The 17651-nt window shown below is 36.2% G+C and carries 18 protein-coding genes; 3 read left to right on the forward strand and 15 right to left on the reverse strand.

Going from position 1 to position 17651, the window contains the following annotated elements; genetic code table 11:
* Positions 1–110: 110 nt before the first annotated feature.
* Together LCU_RS05570 and LCU_RS05575 are read right to left on the reverse strand one after the other, a co-directional pair.
* Positions 111–845, reverse strand: a complete 735-nt coding sequence (locus LCU_RS05570; RefSeq protein WP_004270985.1) for an amino acid ABC transporter ATP-binding protein — start codon at positions 843–845, stop codon at positions 111–113.
* Complete coding sequence (locus LCU_RS05575; protein WP_004270990.1) at positions 845–2281, reverse strand: amino acid ABC transporter substrate-binding protein/permease; 1437 nt, start codon at positions 2279–2281, stop codon at positions 845–847. The genes LCU_RS05570 and LCU_RS05575 overlap by 1 nt, the downstream gene beginning before the upstream one ends.
* A gap of 268 nt (positions 2282–2549) precedes the next feature.
* Here LCU_RS05575 and LCU_RS05580 point away from each other — a divergent pair, with 268 nt between their 5' ends.
* Entirely contained in the window at positions 2550–2960 is a 411-nt protein-coding gene (locus tag LCU_RS05580; protein WP_054644485.1) for a peptide deformylase, read from the forward strand.
* A 58-nt stretch (positions 2961–3018) separates the two neighbouring features.
* On the opposite strand, the gene galU is transcribed toward LCU_RS05580, so the two are convergent.
* Entirely contained in the window at positions 3019–3921 is a 903-nt protein-coding gene (gene galU, locus LCU_RS05585; protein ID WP_039098587.1) for a UTP--glucose-1-phosphate uridylyltransferase GalU, read from the reverse strand.
* A 191-nt stretch (positions 3922–4112) separates the two neighbouring features.
* On the opposite strand from galU, the gene LCU_RS05590 reads away from it, so the two are divergent.
* Positions 4113–4937: a hypothetical protein gene (locus tag LCU_RS05590; protein ID WP_054644486.1), complete on the forward strand. Its 825-nt coding sequence runs from the start codon at positions 4113–4115 to the stop codon at positions 4935–4937.
* A gap of 182 nt (positions 4938–5119) precedes the next feature.
* Positions 5120–5668 carry a sigma-70 family RNA polymerase sigma factor gene (locus LCU_RS05595; RefSeq protein WP_054644487.1) on the forward strand — a complete coding sequence of 183 codons (549 nt, stop codon included), beginning with the start codon at positions 5120–5122 and terminating at the stop codon, positions 5666–5668.
* A gap of 46 nt (positions 5669–5714) precedes the next feature.
* Here LCU_RS05595 and rfbD read toward each other — a convergent pair whose 3' ends face one another.
* From rfbD to LCU_RS05655, 12 genes are all read right to left on the reverse strand, one after another.
* Complete coding sequence (gene rfbD, locus LCU_RS05600) at positions 5715–6557, reverse strand: dTDP-4-dehydrorhamnose reductase (protein ID WP_111447420.1); 843 nt, start codon at positions 6555–6557, stop codon at positions 5715–5717.
* 56 nt (positions 6558–6613) lie between these two features.
* Complete coding sequence (rfbB, locus tag LCU_RS05605; RefSeq protein ID WP_054644489.1) at positions 6614–7642, reverse strand: dTDP-glucose 4,6-dehydratase; 1029 nt, start codon at positions 7640–7642, stop codon at positions 6614–6616.
* 15 nt (positions 7643–7657) lie between these two features.
* On the reverse strand, positions 7658–8239 hold the full coding sequence (gene rfbC / locus LCU_RS05610) for a dTDP-4-dehydrorhamnose 3,5-epimerase (RefSeq protein ID WP_054644490.1): 582 nt from the start codon (positions 8237–8239) through the stop codon (positions 7658–7660).
* Positions 8240–8251: 12 nt separating this feature from the next.
* Positions 8252–9121, reverse strand: coding sequence for a glucose-1-phosphate thymidylyltransferase RfbA (gene rfbA / locus LCU_RS05615; protein WP_054644491.1), 870 nt, complete (start codon positions 9119–9121; stop codon positions 8252–8254).
* An 18-nt stretch (positions 9122–9139) separates the two neighbouring features.
* Positions 9140–10537, reverse strand: coding sequence for an oligosaccharide flippase family protein (locus LCU_RS05620; protein ID WP_056966507.1), 1398 nt, complete (start codon positions 10535–10537; stop codon positions 9140–9142).
* A 28-nt stretch (positions 10538–10565) separates the two neighbouring features.
* Complete coding sequence (locus LCU_RS05625; protein ID WP_056966509.1) at positions 10566–11495, reverse strand: glycosyltransferase family 2 protein; 930 nt, start codon at positions 11493–11495, stop codon at positions 10566–10568.
* Complete coding sequence (locus LCU_RS05630) at positions 11455–12345, reverse strand: hypothetical protein (RefSeq protein WP_128486110.1); 891 nt, start codon at positions 12343–12345, stop codon at positions 11455–11457. The genes LCU_RS05625 and LCU_RS05630 overlap by 41 nt, the downstream gene beginning before the upstream one ends.
* Positions 12346–12732: 387 nt before the next feature.
* Entirely contained in the window at positions 12733–13593 is an 861-nt protein-coding gene (locus tag LCU_RS05635) for a glycosyltransferase family 2 protein (RefSeq protein WP_056966514.1), read from the reverse strand.
* A 22-nt stretch (positions 13594–13615) separates the two neighbouring features.
* The gene (locus tag LCU_RS05640) at positions 13616–14611 is read right to left on the reverse strand and encodes a glycosyltransferase family 2 protein (RefSeq protein ID WP_056966516.1); all 996 of its coding nucleotides are present in this window, start codon (positions 14609–14611) and stop codon (positions 13616–13618) included.
* 50 nt (positions 14612–14661) lie between these two features.
* Entirely contained in the window at positions 14662–15813 is a 1152-nt protein-coding gene (locus LCU_RS05645) for a glycosyltransferase family 4 protein (protein ID WP_056966518.1), read from the reverse strand.
* 1 nt (position 15814) lies between these two features.
* Entirely contained in the window at positions 15815–16990 is a 1176-nt protein-coding gene (gene cps2T, locus LCU_RS05650) for a beta 1-4 rhamnosyltransferase Cps2T (RefSeq protein WP_056966521.1), read from the reverse strand.
* A gap of 16 nt (positions 16991–17006) precedes the next feature.
* On the reverse strand, positions 17007–17645 hold the full coding sequence (locus tag LCU_RS05655) for a sugar transferase (protein ID WP_244924714.1): 639 nt from the start codon (positions 17643–17645) through the stop codon (positions 17007–17009).
* Positions 17646–17651 lie beyond the last annotated feature (6 nt).

Raw genomic sequence — 17651 nt, forward strand, 5'->3', positions numbered from 1 at the left:
TCCTATTTCTATTCTAACATTCTAAAGACCTAAGAATCGTAAAAGCGGCTCACCAAGTAATGGTGGGCCGCTTTTTTGGTTGGCGTTAAACGTGCTTTTTGAAACGCACGCTATGCATTTAGTACCTTGTTCAGGAAGTCTTTTGTTCTTTCGTTTTGTGGGGTGTCAAAGATTTCCTGTGGTGTGCCTTGTTCGACAATGTGTCCATCTGCCATGAAGATGACGCGGTCTGCCACTTCTTTGGCAAAGCCCATTTCGTGAGTCACGACAACCATCGTCATCCCTTCTTTGGCTAACCGCTTCATAACGGCCAACACGTCGCCGACCATTTCAGGATCGAGCGCTGATGTTGGTTCGTCGAACAAGAGAATATCAGGTTTCATCGCTAAGGCACGCGCAATGGCGACCCGTTGTTTTTGACCACCTGATAGCGATTGTGGTTTTGCATCGAATTTCTCTGATAAACCAACCGTTTCAAGTAGTTTCTTGGCGGTTTCTTTTGCTTCTGCCGGCGTCATTTTACCGAGTTCCACTGGTGCGAGTGTAATATTTTCAGCGACCGTTAGATTTTTGAAAAGATTAAAGTGTTGGAATACCATCCCGATTTTTTCGCGAATTTGATTCAAATCACTCTTGGGATCACTGAGGTTGTACCCATCAACGATAATCTCACCACTCGTGGGTTCTTCTAAGCGATTCAAGCAGCGCAAGAACGTGCTCTTTCCTGAACCTGAGGGGCCGATCATGACAACCACTTCATTATCACCGACCGTTAAGTCCAAATCTTTTAACACTTCGTTACTGCCGTAATTCTTAATAAGATGAGACACTTCAATTCTATTCATTAGTTATCTATTCTCCCCTCAATGTACTTCGATAACCACGTGAGTAACGTGATAACGATCAGATAGATTAAGGCAATCATTGCCCAGATTTTGAACCCTTCAAGGTTGCGGGCGATGATAATTTTACCCGTCTGTGTCAATTCGAGAATCCCGATGATTGATAAAATTGACGTATCTTTCAATGTGATGATGAATTGGTTAATGAAGGATGGAATCATAATGCGGATCCCTTGTGGTAACACAACGCGCCGCATTGCTTTACCATATGGTAACCCTAAACTCCGCGCTGCTTCCATTTGTCCGGTGCTAACCGCGCCAATGCCCCCTTTGACAAAGGCTGCAGTATAAGCCCCTTCATTGAACATCAGCGTGATGACCCCAGCCACAATCGCTGGAATCTTCTGCCCAGTTAAACTTGGAATCCCAGTATAGATGAATAATGCAAGCACCAAGAGGGGTAACCCACGGAAAATATAGATGACCGTATCTGAAACGCCACGCGCAAACCGGTTAGGTAATACGCCGAGTAATCCGAAGAAAACCCCGAAAATCGTTGCGAAGAAAATCGCAATGACTGTTAATAATAACGTCTGGCCTAAACCGCTCAACAACGCATCTTTATTTTCTTTCAATAATCCAAAAAAGCTGTGATCAACGGTTGCTTTTTTAGTTGATTCTGTACTTAAATATTTTGCTTTAATTTTGTCGTATTGACCATTTGCTTTTAATTTAGCAAGACCTTTATTGAATTTAGCGATGAGTTCAGGATTGCTCCCTTTCTTAACGGCAAATCCATATTCGCCACCTTGAGCAGGTTTGGTGACAATCTTGAGTTTCAAGCCCGTCTTAATCCCATATTGCATAACGGGTTCGTCTTCAAAACAAGCTGCCGAATTACCATTCACAACATCATTATACATATTATCTGAATCATCAAACGTAACGGTGGTAAAGCCATATTCTTTCGCTTTGGCCGTCGCATAGGCCCCAGCGGCAGTCCCTGTTTTAATCGCAACACGTTTACCGCGCAACCCTTCTAAGCCTTTAATCTTACTGTCCTTTTGAACGGCCATTACAACCCCGGTCTTGTAGTAAGGATCAGCGAAATCGAATTTTGCTTGCCGTTCAGGTGTAATTGTCATCCCAGCAATCACGCCGTCAATTTGTTCCGATTGAACGGCTTGAACCGCTGCGTTGAACCCCAACGGTTTAATATTCACTTTAAAGCCCTCGGACTTCGCAACTGCCTTCATGATATCAATATCAATACCGACATATTGATTCTTCTCATTCGCAAACTCGAATGGTGGATAGGTCACATCCGTACCGATTTCATAAGTTTTTTCAGCGGCTTGAACCTGATTATTCACTTGACTCCCAAATACAAATAAGCCTGCGAGTAAACAGCTGCCTAAAAATACGAGTAATTTCTTCATGTGATCCTCCCCTAATGCCTGACCAACTTCTCTCATCGCTCTTAACGCGTTATTAAGATTAGATTAGACGTTTTATAATAGTATGTTAATAATTATAAGCATAAAATCCAAATTTGTCGAATTTTTTACCACAATATTGAAAAGCAGACTCTAATCCCTAAATAATCGCATTAAAAAAGCCCGCAGATAAGGCGGACTTTCACTAAATGAGAATTGAATGAGTTTATTTTCTGCTATAATGGAAGAACTACTACTCAAGGAGTCTACTATGATTAAACCCATTATGCGTGACACGCAATTCTTAGCTCAAAAAGCAGTTCCAGCAACACCAGCTGATACCGATGTGCTGACCGATTTACGTGATACTTTACAAGCCAACACAGAACGTTGCGTCGGAATGGCTGCCAACATGATTGGCATCAATAAACGGATTATCATCGTTCAAATGGGCGTCTTACCTGTGATTCTTGTGAATCCACAGATTGTGCGCCAAGCCAAACCTTATCAAACGACTGAAGGCTGCCTCTCATTAAACGGAGAACGCCCGACAACGCGTTATGAAACAATTGAGGTCACTTACCAAGACCAATCCTTTAAGCCGCACAAGCAGGCTTTCTCAGGCTGGATTGCACAGATTATTCAACATGAGGTGGATCACTGTGAAGGGCTTATCATTTAAAACAACAAAAAACGTTCAACCACTCCAATGTACGGAGTGGTTGAACGTTTTTTACAGGTTATTTATTTTCTTTTTTAGTGTCTTTTTTTAATTCTTCTGCTAAGTCGATGATGTATTTCTTCAAATCATCTTTCACTTCTGGGTGTTTTAACCCATATTCAATACTTGTTTCTAAATAACCGAATTTGTTACCAACATCGTAACGACGGCCTTTGAATTCGTGAGCGAAGACGCGTTGGGTCTTGTTCAATTCATCGATCGCATCGGTTAATTGAATTTCACCACCAAGCCCTGGTTTTTGGTTTTCTAAAATATCAAAAATTTCAGGCGTTAACAGGTAACGACCAATGATTGCTAAATCACTAGGTGCCTTATCAACAGCTGGTTTTTCAACGAAGTTCTTAACGTTGTATAAATCGTCTTTAACTTTGTTTTCTGGGTTAATCACACCGTATTTGTCCACTTCATTATGTGGCACCTTCATAACGGCTAATTGTGATGCATGTGTTTCTTCATATTCATTGATTAGTTGTTTACTCAATGGCACCTTATCTTCCATCAAGTCATCACCTAACATAACGACAAAAGGTTCGTCAGCAACGAATGATTTTGCAAGGCGCACTGCATCCCCTAATCCGTTTGGATGTGATTGGCGAATGAAGTACAAGTTAACACCCATATCAGTCGTTTCGTTGACCATCTTCAACATAGCGGTCTTATTCTTGGCTTTCAAGTTTTGTTCCAACTCTGGTGCTGAATCAAAGTGATCTTCAATTGGGCGTTTGCCCTTACCAGTAATAATTAAGATATCTTCGATCCCTGAAGCCTTCGCTTCTTCCACGATAAATTGAATCGTTGGTTTATCAACAATTGGCAACATTTCCTTCGCCATCGCTTTGGTAGCTGGTAAAAAACGAGTGCCCAATCCGGCTGCTGGAATAACTGCTTTACGTACTTTCATCTGCTAAAATCCCCCATAACTTATAGTCTAATAACAGTATGCCATAAAAAAGTGGATTTGCACCAATTATATGCCGAAAATGAGGAAAAGATTAACAAGCACTTAGGATTTTATCAATCTTTTCACAATTGTTTTGTAAGCGATTCCCATCATTGGTATTCTCAAGATGTTAACAATAAAGGAGGTCTTCGATGTTTCTACTACATCCCAAACATGTCAATACATCCCATGAATGTCTTCCCGTGCCACTCATCATCAAACGTGGTATTGATTATAACTTCTGTGAGCTGGATCAATCGTCAATTCCCCGTTCTTACCAAACTAGTATTACGAGTGACACAATGGTGATTATTCCCTATAAAAGATCGCAAAGTCTTGTGTTAGGCCGCATAACCGGTCTCCAGATTAGTCCGCGTTCTACCCGGCAACTAATGCGCGCTTATAATCGCCATCAGATCATGGACTTCTCACAACCCCGGTACCTTTGCCATTGTTTCAATTGGTATCGTAAGATTCCACACATCAATGGCGAATATCAGTATTTACCATTAAGTGGCACGGCTCATCAAAACGCACCGTGGTTAGCGCTCCACTACGTCCGTGATTACGAAGTTAGCGATAACCATCTCTACGTGACATTGCTAAATGACTGTACCTGTATCCTCCCTTATAAAGGCCGTCAAATCGATACTGAAATCCACCAATGTGCAGCCATTGGCAAAGTCCAACTTGGCTGTCTCACTGTGTGTGCCACTAATTTCGGCTATCAAATCAAGCTCAAAACTTGTTTCAAGCCAAGCATCGTCCATCGCTTCGATGATTGCCATTGCCATCTGTGCTCGAATGTTCCGAAAACAGCTACTGAACTACTCGGATTACTCAACGCACTTAAAATGCATAAGGAAAATTTCATTTACCAAGCCGTAATCCATGAATACCCCGAATTCAGCGTATTTGACATTCAGTGCTATATCAAAAGTGTTAAAGCACTAATTCAAAAATTACGCCAATTATAAATTAACCCGAAGTCGCTATTTACAATAGTTTTCATTTGTATTTCAATGCATTTGCGCAAATTAAAGCTGAAACGGATTGATTTACCGCTAAAATCGGCGATTACCCTTCCTTATGCAAACCCGCTATAGTGAACTTACCGGTAATTCACACTGTGAGCTCATAGTAGACAGGATGCTTTACAATGACCCAATCAGATTTACAAACTGCCTTTGATTTTATTATACAAGACGACACCCTCATCTATGGCGTTCTCAAAGATCTCCACGTTCCAAGACAGCGTAGCAACTTCGCCGATCTCTACCAAATTGGCGTGATTGCCTTTGTCGAAGCCTACGATCATTTCCCAGGCAATATTGAAGTCGAAACCCACCACTTCATGGTTTACGCGTATCAGGCCGTTAAATGGGCGATTATGATGACCTTCCGCAAGGATAATAACCATGACAAGCGAATCGGCTTCGTTAACCGTACAAACGATGATGATTCCGTGATGGACTACCTCGACCAAGTCGCAGATCCATACTGTAACCCAGAAGAGGCCGCCATCTGTAACGACCTCTTCGAGCGTCTCTATCAAGTCTGTACCCCACGCGAAAAACGCTTCTTAGTCCTCCGCTACTTCTACAACGCCAGCCTAAAAGAAATCGCCGCAGACTTAAACATCACACGGCGAACAGCCAATAATATTAAGTTTAAGGTGCAGAAGAAGTTTAGTGCGTTATTAGTATAATTAAAAAAGGTGAGCAATCATATGATTACTCACCTTTTTAATTATACTAATCGATTTTTGCCATAAATTTTTGTAATGCATCTTGCCAGGTTGGTACTTCAAATCCAGTTGCCTTAACCTTCGTTAAATCCATGATTGAATGTCTTGGACGGAATGCTTTTTGTGGATACTCGTCGGATGTTACTGGACTCACTTCTACGTCTTTATCCTTCAAGATTTCGCTCGCAAATTCATACCAAGTACATGAATTGTCATTTGAAAGTTGATACAAGCCATACGGTACGTCGTTTTGAACAGCGTATAACATGAATTCAGCCAACGTCCGGGTCCAAGTTGGACGACCGACTTGATCACTCACAACCGTTAAATGATCATGCGTCTTCGCAAGATTTAACATCGTGTAAACGAAGTTCTTACCATATTCACCAAAGACCCATGAAGTCCGGATGATGTAGTATTTGCTCATTGTATTTGCAACGGCTTCTTCACCAGCCAATTTTGTGCGACCATATTCATTCTTAGGTGCAGCTGGGGTTTCTTCTGTGTACATTTGATCATTTGTACCATCAAAGACATAATCCGTACTAATGTAAACAAGCGTTGCGCCGATTGCTTCAGCAGCATTGGCAATGTTTTGCGTTCCAACCACGTTCACTTTGTAATTGATTGACTTGCCAGGTTCTTCTTCAGCAGCATCGACAGCTGTATAAGCTGCGCAGTGATAAACCAATTCCGGCTTATTCTTTTCGAAGTAAGTTGTGACTGCCGCTGAATCAGTAATATCTAACTCAGTAGCATCTGTCCCCACATATTCGATTTGGTTTTCGTCTAATAAATGTCGTAATTCGGTCCCTAATTGACCATTAGCACCAGTGATTAAAATTTTCATCATTAACTATTCTCCTTAAAAAAAGTAGGCACTCGCCTACTTTCATTTAATTATATTTATTGACCGTTTTTAGCGTAGTTGGCTTCCACGGCTGATTTTTCTGCTTGCCACCAGTCTTCATGTTTACGATACCAGTCGATGGTATGTTGTAAGCCTGATTTAAAATCAGTGAATTCTGGTTGCCAGCCTAATTCTTCCCGTAATTTCGTTGAATCGATGGCATACCGTAAGTCATGACCTGGACGGTCTTTCACCTGATCGTAAGCATCTTTGGGTTGCCCCATTAATTCTAAGATTAATTCCAAAACATCTTTGTTGTTTTGTTCGCCGTCGGCACCGATTAAATAAGTTTCACCGATTTTGCCTTTGGTTAAAATTGCCCAAACGGCACTTGAATGATCATTCGTATGAATCCAATCACGCACATTTTGACCTGAACCGTAAAGTTTTGGTCGAATCCCACTTAAAATATTGGTAATTTGACGGGGAATGAATTTTTCAATGTGTTGATAAGGACCGTAGTTATTTGAACAGTTTGAAATGGTTGCTTGTAAGCCGAATGAACGGACCCAAGCTCGGACTAACAAGTCTGAGCTCGCCTTTGATGATGAATAAGGGCTACTTGGGTTATAACGCGTTTCAGGCGTGAATTTTTCACCAACGCCTTCGCCGTGTCCTGGTAAGTCTTCACGCAATGGTAAATCACCGTATACTTCATCGGTTGAAACGTGATGATAACGCACATTATACTTCCGACAAGCTTCGATCAACGTATATGAACCGATAATGTTCGTTTGAATAAAAGGTGAAGGATCCTTTAGAGAGTTATCATTGTGACTTTCGGCAGCATAGTGTACCACTGCGTCTGTCTTTTGAACTAACTTATCGACTAATTCAGCGTCACAGATATCGCCAACAACTAATTCCACACGGTCTGCGGGTAAACCGGCCAAGTTCGCACGGTTCCCAGCGTAAGTTAATTTATCTAAAACCGTCACGTGAACTTCTGGGTGGTTATTGACCACATAGTGCACGAAGTTAGAACCGATAAAGCCGGCCCCACCAGTAACAATAATATTTTTCATAGTGTGTTGATCTCCTTAAATTTCACCGTAAACAAACGGATTATCTTTTTCAAATTCAGTAAAGGTTGGTTGGTTGGCATCTTTTTCAGACGTAATGGCTTGATCAAAATCGATTGGCCAATCAATATTTAATTCTGGCGACTTGAATGAAATGCCGCCGTCGGCTTCTGCATCGTAGTAGCCATCACATTTATACAAGAAGTTAACGTTATCCGTCAAAGTGACAAAGCCATGGGCGAAGCCCTTTGGAACAAGTAATTGACGGTGATTGCTGGCAGAAAGGATGTACCCTTCCCATTGTTTGTAAGTTGGTGAACCTGCACGAACGTCAACGATGACATCTAAGACAGCCCCAGTCACTACGCGAATTAATTTCGTTTGCGCAGCTTTGCCACGTTGGAAATGTAAACCTCGTAAAACGCCTGCTTGCGTTGAAAGTGAGTGATTATCTTGAATGAAATCAACATCAATGCCCGCTTCTTTAAAATCGCGTTCTGAATAAGATTCTGTGAAGAATCCACGATGATCGCCAAAGACAGCTGGTTCAATAATTTTAACGTCTTGTAATTTAGTTGTTGTGACTTTTAACTTACCCATGATTGCCTACCCCTAATCTTCTTTTACTAATCGCAATAAATATTGACCGTAGTCGTTTTTCTTGAGTGGTTGCGCTAATTCAATGACTTTTGCCTTATCGATGTAATGCATGCGGTAAGCAATTTCTTCTAAACACGCCACCTTCAAGTTTTGCCGCTTTTGAACGGTCGCAATGAAACTACTTGCTTCTTGTAATGAATCGTGAGTCCCAGTATCTAACCAAGCAAACCCACGGCCCATTAATTCAACATCTAGCTGGCCTTTTTCAAGATACGCTTTGTTGATGTCTGTAATTTCTAGTTCGCCACGTGGTGAAGGTTTAATATTCTTCGCAATGTCGACAACTTGGTTGTCGTAGAAGTATAACCCCGTCACCGCATAGTTACTTGCCGGATGTTCTGGCTTTTCAACGATTGATTTAGCATGCATATTTTCATCAAAATCAACAACGCCAAAGCGTTCTGGATCATTCACATGATAACCAAAAACGGTTGCGCCTGATTCTTTTTGAGCTGTTCTTTGAAGCATTTCTGACAAATTATCACCATAATAGATGTTGTCGCCCAAGATTAAGCATACTGAATCATCGCCGATGAAATCCGCCCCAATCACGAAAGCTTCTGCCAAACCATTGGGTTGTTCTTGAACGGCGTATTCAATATTTAACCCTAAGTCATTGCCGTTGCCAAATAACTCTTTAAACCGTGGTGTGTCAGTTGGGGTTGAGATAATCATAATCTCTTGAATCCCGGCCAACATCAGCACTGACATTGGATAGTAAATCATTGGTTTGTCATAGATTGGAATCAATTGTTTTGATAAAGCGCGTGTGATGGGATACAAACGTGTCCCAGAACCGCCTGCTAAAATAATACCTTTCATAATAAAAACACCCCAGAGTTAAACAATTTTTTTAATGTAATAATACCCATCCTTGATATTTCGTATATTTATTAATACATAAATCATTAGTACAGCAGCATAGATAATCATGCTGAATGGGAAACTTACGCTCCAACTAATTAACATAAATAAACCAACCATCACCCATTCTTCAATCATTCTTGCTGTTAAATTAATATTTAATTTACTTTGCAAATAATATTCGCCAATAGTGCTTCGTACACCTAAGATAATAACAATAGAAATCATAATGAAAGAAAAGCTTTTAAATACAAACGTATTCAAAATAGTTAACAAAATAGATATGATTAGAGAAATCATATTAACGTTTAATAATATCTTCTCCATTCTTAAAGTTTTCATAAACGTATTTACCAGCAGTTCAAATTTCCCGTCAAATATACATATTGGAAATAACAATCCCATATAAATTAAACTTTCCTTATACTTTGGAAGCCAAATCTCAAGTCCTGTCGCAACAGGGTAGTAAATCAGTAACCCCGTGAACAAAACAAGCATTATAATCGTTCTCATATGACCATAAATTAGTCTATATTTTTCAGACGAAACTCTTCTTAACACAGGAAATAGAACCAAACTAATTGCCGTTACAAAAACCATCATCATATTAGAAATATTCATTGTCAGCGATAGTTTTCCAAATTCTTTAACTCCCCATCTGTATTGAACCCCGTATCGAACAATCCCAATAATCAACATACTTGTAAAGTTTGCGAACACTAGTTTCGAACCCACAACTATATTCTCTCGCATTTCTTCAAAATCAAAACCACTAAATTTAGCAAATACAATCTCTCGACAGAAATAAATTGCTAATCCAAAAGTAACAAGTTTCCCCAATAAGTCACTTACAACAAAGTAACGATAATCAGTCCAACTAAATATTAAACATAACAGTATTCCACCTAGATATATAAATCTATTAGTCACTGTTACAATTACATATTCCTTTATACGATTAGTTCCTTGCAGAATATATAGTAACATTTGCTGCATATTCACTAAAACTACAGCAATCGCACACATTTCTAAAATAAATTGGTTATTTGCTCCCCCTTTAAATAGGGCAATACTCCAAATTACTAACGCCACAATAATTTCTAATATGAATGACATAACAAATTGAGAATTAAACTTACTGTAATTTATCTCCCGATACTCAGTTCCACCATATCGCAAGTAGATTCCATCAAACCACCCGAAATGTAGTACTCCAACATACGAGGTATAAAATATATACAACTGAAAGAAGCCGTATTGTTCTATAGAAATTATTTTAGGAACAATGAAAACAACAATCGTAGATATTAATAAGGATACTAAATTTGATGAAATTGCATATGCAAAATTCTTAAAAAACTGTTTAGCTTTCATAATTCCCCCCTCAGGTTTTAAAACTTTTTTAGTTGCCAACTAAAGAAGTTTTAATTAACAGATAAATAGTGGTTTTTTTTAAAAAGTTCTTTAAAGAATAACTACTCAATAAGTCTTTAAATTTATAATTCATTTTTAAATAATTAAACGCATCTCGCTTATTATCTTTATCAATAGAATTCACAAAAACATTAATAGCAATATTATTTTTTGTAATTCCTATAAGACTTATTACTTGCTGTGATAAATCGTACTGATCTAAACGATTATATGCGCGCATATCTTCCGTAATATTTATTCCTACTGATTTTTGTAATGCACTATTTTGACGCTTAACATAATGATAAGTTAATTTCCCCGTATAAAAGCTTTGATTTACATGCAGCATATATTCAATACAAAATAAATGATCCTCGAATTTTTTTATATCCTCTGAAAATCTGATATTATTTTTCTTAATAATTTCAAATTTAAATAATTTATTTGTAACAAGCCCCTGCATACCAAATCTTTCAAACGAGGCCTCTACTGTGCTTTTAGAGTAGTAAAGTTTTTCTTTACTACTGGATTTCATCTCTGACTGCTTTCCATCTTCATATATTAATCCACATGCACTCAACTCAATATCCATATCGAAGGATGTCACTAAACATTGCAGATGATTTTTATCAACGTAATCATCTGCATCAATAAAAGTAATAAATTCAGAATCACAATTATCTATACCAAAATTACGGGCTGCACTAACCCCTTTATTTTTTTGATTGTAGTATTTAAACCTAATGTCATAATCACAATAGTTTTGACAAACCTCCTTTGTATTATCTGTCGATCCGTCATCTACTATAAATACTTTAAAATTTGAATAGGTTTGCTCTCTAATACTTTTTAAACAAACTTCAATTATTGCCGCATTATTATAAGTTGGAATAATAATTGTTATTTCTTTCTTTTCCATGTTTATCACCCTCATTTCTTATAAAGCTAATGATAAAAAGAATAAATGGCAGATATATAATTCTCTGAACGTTCACTAGTGATAATGAAATAGAAGTTAATAATATATAACTTATTGGAACTAATGACACTAATTTATTTGGGGTTCTCATAAATTCTCTTATTAATTGAATAATAAATATTCCCAAAATGATATAACCTACTACTCCAAAAGTTACTATAAATCCAAGTATCCCAATATCATCCAAATAGTATTGATATCCTAAAATATTCAGCATGCCACCATGTAACAAGTACTCGGTTGAAAAAGTATTTGGAAACCCTATTCCTACTATTTTTCTCAAAGATATTTCATTAAAATAAAAATTTATAGCTTCAATCCTCACCGTATAACTTGTTTTTCTTTCACCATTTATGAAAGTAGAGAAAATTTTAGGAATCATTGCTATTCCAAAAAATCCAACTATGTACATAAATACAACAGTGAAGACTTTATTGATTTTATTAACCTTATATAAAACCATAAAAATTTCTAGTATCAAGATTGTAATAATATACATTCTAGTTTGAGAAACAACCACTAAGTAAACGGTATTAATCGTTAACGGAATAAGATTTTGTTTCGTTTTTTTTGAATCGATTAACATATAAACTATTATAACCATTGTTCCAAATGCAATAAAATCTGATGGTGCTTTTATTCTTAAAAATCCCAGTAAATTATTTCCTACTTCGACTCCCAGACCTGTATCCCCAATATTCATAAATTCAATTTCTTTATTTAGAAGAAGATCCTGAAGAATTAATAAAAAAGAATATATCCCACTTAACGTAATAATAAATGTAAACATTCTTAGAGTTTCGCTTTTATCTGTAATTAACGTTACTAGATAATAATATAAGATTATTAAATAATAATAATACGATGCTGTAAACGATGAAAAAAAACTTTGTTGGTAGGAAATTGAACTCCAAAACTCAATACATAAGTTACTAATTAAAAGAAACGCTATCGGAATAAAAAAAGTTACTCGTCTTTTTAATATATTTTTTGTAATTGAGCTGAGGTTAATAATTATAATGCTAATCACAATTATTAACGATAAATATTTAGAGGTGTATGAATTTAGTAATCGACCAAATTCCCAACTTGGTTGCAGTGAAAAGAAATTTGTTTGCATAACTATTAAGGTATATAGCAGTATTTTAGTTATTCTGTTCAATCTTCATTCTCCTAACTATTCAAGATAGTCATATCGGTTACGTTCAGTAATACCGTCAATATAGCTCCTTAATGGTAAAAAACTCTTAGCGTGGATACTCTGCAGTATTCCATATGGAATTAATTTTAAAAAAAACAATATTTTATTCAATGGATCTGCATTACGTCGTACAAAAAGTACAATGTTTCTTCTTAAAAAATACACCTGCATACCACTAATTTTCCCAATTGTTCCATTACCAAGATGATTCCCACTAAATTGAGTCAAACATTCAATTCTGTATCCCTTTCGTTTGAACATTAAACACCAACTAGTTTCTTCAAAATTCAAAAAATATTCTTCTGGAAGTAGTCCAACTTTCTTTATTGCTTCAACTCGACTAACCATACAGGCCCCTACAATATAATCAGCATCGATTATATTACTAGCGTTATCCAAACTTATAGAATTATCATACTTCACATTTCTAAAATTCACTTTATTTCCGATATTTATAAGTACATTTTGACTCCAAATACTTGGTCCAACAACTCCAACATTTCTGTTTTGATTAAGATATTCCGTCATTGGAGAAATTATGTCCTCATTTAGAATAAAATCGTTATTCAGAATGACAACATAGTCCATCCCTTTTTTAATTGCATATTTAATACCCATATTATTGCCAGCAGCAAAGCCCTTATTTCTTTTTGCAGACAACAATTCAAAACTCTTACTATTTGATAGTTTACGAAGTTTGACGAGGGAATCGTCAGATGAATGATTATCAATAACGATTATCCTACTATTATCTATAGATAATTTAGTTAAACGCTCTATGCATTCCTTTGTATCTTCATAATTATTGTAATTTAATATTAATATCGCAATTTTCACTATGTTAAACCTCATCTTAAACTTAAATATTCATTTGATTACTCTTCAATTCGACTAATATTTTTTCCCCAAAGGGAGCCATACTATCATCAAAAACCTCATTACGATCCTGCATAGTAAAGTTATCCATTTTTCTAGTCTGCTTAGTTACATCGAATGCATCGCCCTTCTTAATTTTAGCTTTATAGTCTTCTAATGATTTGTTGTAGTAGTGATTTATAACGATTTTATCTTTTGGAGCGGCCTCGCTACCTATCAATGCCATATAAGGATAATACCATTGACGTTCTTTCGATGTATTTATTGTTTTCCCAATCGTATCAAAGATATGTGGATTTCTTGCACCAACGGTCATATCTGGTTTAATGATTGGCTTATAATCAGCTACATATGAATCTTGAGCTCTCCTGATATAATTCTGAATTACAAGCCCTTTCGGCTTATTAATGTGATGATTTGAACCAAAAATACGCCAACCAACTAATACCTGTGCAACATTACTAGGCAATTTATCTAACCATGTAAAAATGTCTAAACTATTTATCGGAAATAAAAACTCGTCAATATCAATCGTTAGTATCCAAACATGTTCAGTTTTATATCGATTTACTGCATCATTATAAGCTTTTTTTTGTTGATTCTTCCCCGGCCAATAACGATAGTCGATATCTACCTTTTTTTGGAACTCTTCTATTATTGACTTAGTATCATCTGACGACTCATTATCATAGAGAATAAATTTGGTTATCCCTCTATCAATATGATATTGTATCCACTCAGATAGGTACTCTCCCTCATCTTTCATAATTGCGAGTATATATATAGGTCGATTCTTTGAGTTAAAATTAGTATTACTAGATTTACGAAATTTTAAATTGTTTTTTATAAGTATGGGGAATCCAATCATAAACTTTAGAGTCTTATTTACTGCTTTATCTAAAAATTTTGGATTACTGTACCCTTGAAATTTTGTTTGGAACACGATTTTTTTTAAGTTGTTTTTTAATTTTTCTTTCATATTAACTCCTTAAATTTTTAGAGCAGATAACTGTCGATTACACATCATACTTAATCCCACTGAGAATAAAGTTCTTCTACATTTGTAATAAATCCGCTTATAGAATAAAGCTCCCTTTGTCTTTGTAAAGAACGGTCACCATACAATTTTCTTTTATCAGAATCATCTGACAATATGCAAATCGCTTCACTAAGTAATTTGGTATTTTTAACGTTAACCAAAAGTCCATTAAATTCATCAATAACCATTTCTTTTACGCCACCATGCCTGTAACCAATTACAGGTTTCCCAGCAGACATAGCTTCTAGGACCACTGTCGGTAACGGATCTGGATTAGTACTTGGTAATACGAAAATATCAAAAAATTCAAACAACTCTTGTGTATCATTTCTAAAATCGGAAAAATGGATTCTATTTTTCACACTCGATTCTGAAATAGCCTTTTTCAATTCCTCTTTTCGCCACTCTTCACCACTGAAAACTCCACCAACTAGAAAGGCGTGTGCTTTAGGATTAAATCGCAAGACAGGTTCAACCGCTTTTAAAAAATCATCTTGTCCCTTCCAAGCATTGATTCTACCAACCATTCCAATTTTCAGAGTATCTTCTTCAATATTAAATTCATCATACAGATACTCTGTATCCTCTAAAGATACCTCATTGTTCTCAACGCCATTGTATAAAACCTTAATTTTATCTTCCTTTATTAAATTAGTTGACAGCAAATGTTTTTTTACCGCTTTTGAAACGACAAGAACTTCATCTGAATACTTTCCGATTAGATAGCTTAAAAGGTAATTTATTATTTTAGGCTTCAAAATAATTTCATGAATATGCCATATGATTTTTGTACTGAGCTTTCGTTTTAAGGTAATACCCTCAAGTACAGCAGCGGTATTTACATGTATTATCGAAATATTCCTTTTTTTAACTATTTTTTCAATTTCATTACTTTTGTGACGATACTGACTAATATATTGTAATATACCTTTTGGATTAAAATACTTTCTTCGTAGAATAGGATAATCTATGATATATGTTTCAATTTCATTTTCTCTTAACTTTTCCGCTAAAATCCCTTCACTTGGCAATACAACGATTGGCATATATTTTTTCTTATCAATTCCAGTTACTATTTCCAAAAGAATTTTATCAGCCCCGTACATCTCAGAGCCAGCATGCAAATATAAAATTGTTTTCATTTTAATTCTCCTTCAGAAACTGATTCTCATAAGCATCGATAATTAATTTCCAATCAAACTGGTTTGTAATTCGTAAATTTGATTTATTATTTAAATCCTCAATCTCTAAACTAGAAAATAAATCTGCATGATTTAACACGTTTGACAAATTACCATGTGTTTTATCCCAATAAACTGCACCATCTTTACCAACTTCTTGATTAAAGCCAACATTAAGTAATAAGTTAATTTTTGTACTTCCTAAGGCTTCCAACAATGACGGATTCGTTCCACCAACTTCATGTCCATGTAGGTACGCAAATGCATTTTCACGAATAAATTTTAATAGTTCTCCGTTATACACAGTTCCAACAAACTTAATTCTTTTGTCTGCTTCAAATTTAGTCTTAGCTTGTAATTCAGAATAAAATTTATTTTTTTCGACATTGGTAATGATAACTAGATCTTTATCAGTGTTAGAATTCATAAATTCTCTAATCATTGTTTCATAGTTATTTTCTGGTACAAACCGTCCAACGATTAAATAATATTCATTTAACCGTACATTATGTTTCCCATACCAATCAGTTACCACTTGATCAGTTGTTGATAAAGTGGTTTTAACAATATCTGATCCATAGGCAATATACGTTGTCTTAGGTGAATATTGCTTATAATCGTTTTGGATATACTTCTCAATATTTTGGCTATCACAAATTAATAAGTCAGCATGTTTTACCATTAAACGTTCTGAATATTTCCAGTATTTACGAACAGGTACACTCCATTTAGCACGTAACCATTCATGACCATCTGGATTGACAAATAACGTACCGTTGTATTGTTGCAATTGATTTTTAAAATGCTTAATAAATGGGCCCATTCGGCATGCGAGTACATATACAATCGCATTTTGAATGTTATTTTTCTTAATATATTTCATTGTCCATTTGAATGCATTAACATCATATAAAATTGCCTTAGCTGGGCCAACATCTGGTACATCCACATTGAAACAAGTCGCATCATTATACTCAAATGTATCAGCCTTATTCTCAGATAAATCCCGTCGACAAGCAACATAATAACGAATATCTTGACTCTCTTTACGTGCAGTCAACTGTTCCACAAAGGATTCAAACCCACCATAATTAGCAGGGATTCCTTTTGCCCCGATGATAAATATATTTTTAGTCATTTCTATTCTCCCCAGCTTAGTATGCATCATTTGGCATAATCATAATTTTGACTGTTCTGAAGAGAATACCCAAATCATAAACCAAACTACTTTTTTTAATATATTTTAAATCAATTTCAACCATCTCATGGAAACCAATACTATTCCGACCACTAACCTGCCATAAACCTGTACAACCAGGTTTAACCATGAGTCGTTGCCAGTCATAATCCGTATAATCCTTGATTTCCCGTTCTAATGGTGGTCGTGGGCCAACCAATGTCATGTTACCAATTAGGACATTCCACAGTTGCGGTAACTCATCAATACTATATTTACGAATGAACTTACCAACCTTAGTAATGCGCGGGTCTTCCTTCATTTTAAACATCGCACCTTCGACCTCGTTGTACTTCAACAGATTCTTTAATTTTTCATCTGCATCCGTACACATTGAGCGGAATTTGTACATTTTGAACGTTCGCTGTTTTAATCCTAAGCGCGTTTGCGAATAAAAAACGCCGCCTGCAGGATCATCCATTTTGATCAAAATCGCAAGCACAAGAAAAAGCGGGCTCAGTAGGATTAGTCCTACCAAACTCGCTATGATATCGAAAAGTCTTTTGATAATACGATAACCATACCGTTGATCAATAACAGCTTGGTTAAAAAGCATGACTTG

The sequence above is a fragment of the Latilactobacillus curvatus JCM 1096 = DSM 20019 genome (assembly GCF_004101845.1).
GTDB lineage: Bacteria > Bacillota > Bacilli > Lactobacillales > Lactobacillaceae > Latilactobacillus > Latilactobacillus curvatus.

Coding starts and splice junctions, on each gene's coding strand:
- LCU_RS05570 (WP_004270985.1), bottom strand. CDS start 845: ATGAATAGAATTGAAGTGTCTCATCTTATTAAGAATTACGGCAGTAAC.
- LCU_RS05575 (WP_004270990.1), bottom strand. CDS start 2,281: ATGAAGAAATTACTCGTATTTTTAGGCAGCTGTTTACTCGCAGGCTTA.
- LCU_RS05580 (WP_054644485.1), top strand. CDS start 2,550: ATGATTAAACCCATTATGCGTGACACGCAATTCTTAGCTCAAAAAGCA.
- galU (WP_039098587.1), bottom strand. CDS start 3,921: ATGAAAGTACGTAAAGCAGTTATTCCAGCAGCCGGATTGGGCACTCGT.
- LCU_RS05590 (WP_054644486.1), top strand. CDS start 4,113: ATGTTTCTACTACATCCCAAACATGTCAATACATCCCATGAATGTCTT.
- LCU_RS05595 (WP_054644487.1), top strand. CDS start 5,120: ATGACCCAATCAGATTTACAAACTGCCTTTGATTTTATTATACAAGAC.
- rfbD (WP_111447420.1), bottom strand. CDS start 6,557: ATGAAAATTTTAATCACTGGTGCTAATGGTCAATTAGGGACCGAATTA.
- rfbB (WP_054644489.1), bottom strand. CDS start 7,642: ATGAAAAATATTATTGTTACTGGTGGGGCCGGCTTTATCGGTTCTAAC.
- rfbC (WP_054644490.1), bottom strand. CDS start 8,239: ATGGGTAAGTTAAAAGTCACAACAACTAAATTACAAGACGTTAAAATT.
- rfbA (WP_054644491.1), bottom strand. CDS start 9,121: ATGAAAGGTATTATTTTAGCAGGCGGTTCTGGGACACGTTTGTATCCC.
- LCU_RS05620 (WP_056966507.1), bottom strand. CDS start 10,537: ATGAAAGCTAAACAGTTTTTTAAGAATTTTGCATATGCAATTTCATCA.
- LCU_RS05625 (WP_056966509.1), bottom strand. CDS start 11,495: ATGGAAAAGAAAGAAATAACAATTATTATTCCAACTTATAATAATGCG.
- LCU_RS05630 (WP_128486110.1), bottom strand. CDS start 12,345: ATGTTTACATTTATTATTACGTTAAGTGGGATATATTCTTTTTTATTA.
- LCU_RS05640 (WP_056966516.1), bottom strand. CDS start 14,611: ATGAAAGAAAAATTAAAAAACAACTTAAAAAAAATCGTGTTCCAAACA.
- LCU_RS05645 (WP_056966518.1), bottom strand. CDS start 15,813: ATGAAAACAATTTTATATTTGCATGCTGGCTCTGAGATGTACGGGGCT.
- cps2T (WP_056966521.1), bottom strand. CDS start 16,990: ATGACTAAAAATATATTTATCATCGGGGCAAAAGGAATCCCTGCTAAT.
- LCU_RS05655 (WP_244924714.1), bottom strand. CDS start 17,645: ATGCTTTTTAACCAAGCTGTTATTGATCAACGGTATGGTTATCGTATT.